Source organism: Bifidobacterium amazonense (assembly GCF_018555435.2).
Taxonomy (GTDB): domain Bacteria; phylum Actinomycetota; class Actinomycetes; order Actinomycetales; family Bifidobacteriaceae; genus Bifidobacterium; species Bifidobacterium amazonense.
Genome location: NZ_JAFEJT020000115.1, coordinates 1 through 2,680, shown reverse-complemented (window position 1 = coordinate 2,680; position 2,680 = coordinate 1). Strand labels below are relative to the sequence as shown.

General features: G+C 54.4%; 2 protein-coding genes and 1 pseudogene. 2 read left to right on the top strand and 1 reads right to left on the bottom strand.

Annotated elements, in window-relative coordinates; translation table 11 throughout:
* On the top strand, window positions 1–454 hold a 454-nt coding region (locus JS533_RS13500; RefSeq protein ID WP_241515325.1), incomplete at its 5' end, for a hypothetical protein.
* A gap of 602 nt (window positions 455–1,056) precedes the next feature.
* Window positions 1,057–1,913: pseudogene (locus JS533_RS13495) on the top strand (transposase).
* An 87-nt stretch (window positions 1,914–2,000) separates the two neighbouring features.
* Here the strand turns inward: JS533_RS13495 and JS533_RS13490 are convergent.
* On the bottom strand, window positions 2,001–2,549 hold the full coding sequence (locus tag JS533_RS13490) for a type IV secretory system conjugative DNA transfer family protein (RefSeq protein WP_338024195.1): 549 nt from the start codon (window positions 2,547–2,549) through the stop codon (window positions 2,001–2,003).
* Window positions 2,550–2,680 lie beyond the last annotated feature (131 nt).

Below are 2,680 nucleotides of genomic sequence, written 5' to 3'. Positions count from 1 at the left end.
CGGACGTAACTTGGCTAAAAATACGCCAACCAGAAATGCTGCTAAGGAAATCCCAAGGACGCAACGCGTCTTAGTGAGAAATAGCTTCAAGAATCCCGTCATACCTCCTCCTCCGCAGGGCCATAATATCCAATCAATGAATCACCATGCCGCAGCGCCCGAAGTCCCCAAGGTGCCAATCATGGACTGGATGGTGGAAGTGAGCGGCGCAGCTGCAGGGAAAATCATTCCCACCGCAGCCGATCCAAGCCAAGCTACAGCGACAATGGCGGTAGCTGCCGCACTCCCAATTCCCAATACCGCCATCAGAGAAGCAACCAGCGGAATAACAAAAGGAGTGACGAACACTGCCGCAAAAGCGACTGCCACACTTGCCATCTGCCGATTTCCCTTATTGCAAGACGTACCGCGAGCATTATTTTCATACCTAGACATCATTGTCTCCCTTGAATAGTATGGGCAAATATTATTTTTTGGGCAAATTATATACATTTCCGTGAAGTATATACGAGCATTATTCTATGCCGCTATAAGCAACAACTAACGGCGGCAATCGTACCGTTTTTACAAACTTTTTCATCATAAAATCCTTATATGATCTCACTATTGCATGGTTGCCATTTTCTTGCTACAAGACATCGGCAAGAGTCTCAGAAATTGCATTTACAATTTCCTCGTTCCAGTTGTATTGTCAGCTTCTCAAATTGAAAATGGATCCACAAGGATCAAATTACTAACTGTCATTCCGAGATGACAACACTCAAGTATTTTCGGAATCGCCTATTGCCAATTATCTTTTTCCGTCTGAGGAACGGTGGTACGCCTCTGAGCAGGTAGATGTACTGGCCGGTGGGGAGAGACTGTTTCGGAAAGTGTGTAGCCGGCTTTGATCGCCGGCTGCGTGGCTGGCGGGAAAGGGTCTGTAATGAGCATGTCGACTGAGACAATGGAAGCCATGGCAATGTGAAGACGGCCCTCAGCAAGGAAGACACGGAGAAACCAGCGAAACCCAGTGATCCAAAGGCATCCCCGATCTAGCGCGAGCTCGCGCTAGAGATAATCCGGCAGACCAAGGAGCAGGGGCTTGACTTGACCGGCCGCGACGGTCTGCTGAGGCAATTCACCAAGACCGTGCTGGAGACCGCCCTCGACGAGCAGATGACCGAGCACCTCGGACACGAAAAGCACGAGAAAAGCGCCGATGGCAGGGCCGCGAACACGCGCAACGGGACAACCGCCAAGACCGTGACGACGGAGGCGGCCGGACCAGTCACCATCAAGGTGCCTCACGACCGGGACGGCTCGTTCGACCCCGTCATCGTCAAAAAACGGTATCGCCGGCTCAACGACGTGGACTCGGTCGCACCTATGCTAGGTGCCTGACCGCCGGAAAGATCAGCGCGCACTTCCAGGAGAGCTACGGCACCTCGGTCTCCAGAGAGACCGTCAGCCGCCTTCACCTGCTGCGCAATACGTTCCACTATGTGTCCAGAAAGGACTGGGACATACTCAAACGCGACCCGAAACCCATCTACACCGTCGTCAACGAAGCAGCCGCGGAACAGGCTCGCGACGAGATGCTCGACAAGTGGGCGTCCAAATACCCGGCTATGGGCGGCCTGCGGCTTAACACGTGGGATCGGTTCGTTCCGTTTCTCAACTACGATGTGGAAATCCATCAGACGATCTGTTCGACGAACGCGATCGAGAGTCTCAACGCGCGGTTCCGTCGAGCGGTCAGGGCGCGAGGTCACTTCTCCGACGAACGTGCCGCGTTGAGGTGCCTGTACCTGACCGTCAAGTCGCTGGCCCCGACCGGCAAGGCGGGTACGATGGACGACACGTGGAAGCCCGCGTTGAACACGTTCACCGTCACCTTCGCCGACCGCTGGTCCGCCAGCGAGAACATATAACCAAACCACTAGTTACACACTTAACGGGACCGTCCCTCACGACCTTGGCAGCGCCGCACAATGCGATAGCATTATCGTATTTGTCATCTATAGATGACATAACTTCTCACTGAGGAACGGTGGTATGCCTCTGAGCAGGTAGACGCACCGGCTGGTGGGGATGCGTCCGAGTTCGTCCGGAGTGAGGAGTTTACGAGCGTTTTTGCGGGTGCTGCGTGTCCAGCTGCCGTTGAGACCTTTGGTTTCGCTGGTTTCAATGACATCGATGGTCTGGTCTCCGAGCCGGTCGCTGATGTATTTGGTGGTGCTGGGTTCGTTGCCGCCGAGGAAGAGCTGGCTGTCGCAGTTGCCGGCGATGGTCTCCCAGTCATCCCGATAGAGGCTCTTGCCTTGGCTGACGGTCTGGAGGATGATGCTGCAGCTGATGCGTCGGCTTCGTATGGTGGCGATGAGCCTTACGAAGTTGGGGATTTTGCCGATGTTGGCGAATTCGTCGAGCATGCAATGCACGTCGCGGTCGAGCACGCCGTCAGGTTTGGCGTCGGCTTTGCGTACAAGCGTTTCGAAGAGGCATTGGTAGAAGACGCTGGCGATGAAGGAGAACGTGGCGTTGGTGTCGGGTAGTTCGAGATAGATGATGTGATATGACCTGGTTTTTGTTCCGTGTTTTATCTCATTGATGGGAGACTAGGAACATGACCGGAAAGACTCGTTATACGAAGGAGTTCCAGGCGAGGGCGCTCAGGCTTCTGGAGGAGGCGCGTGCG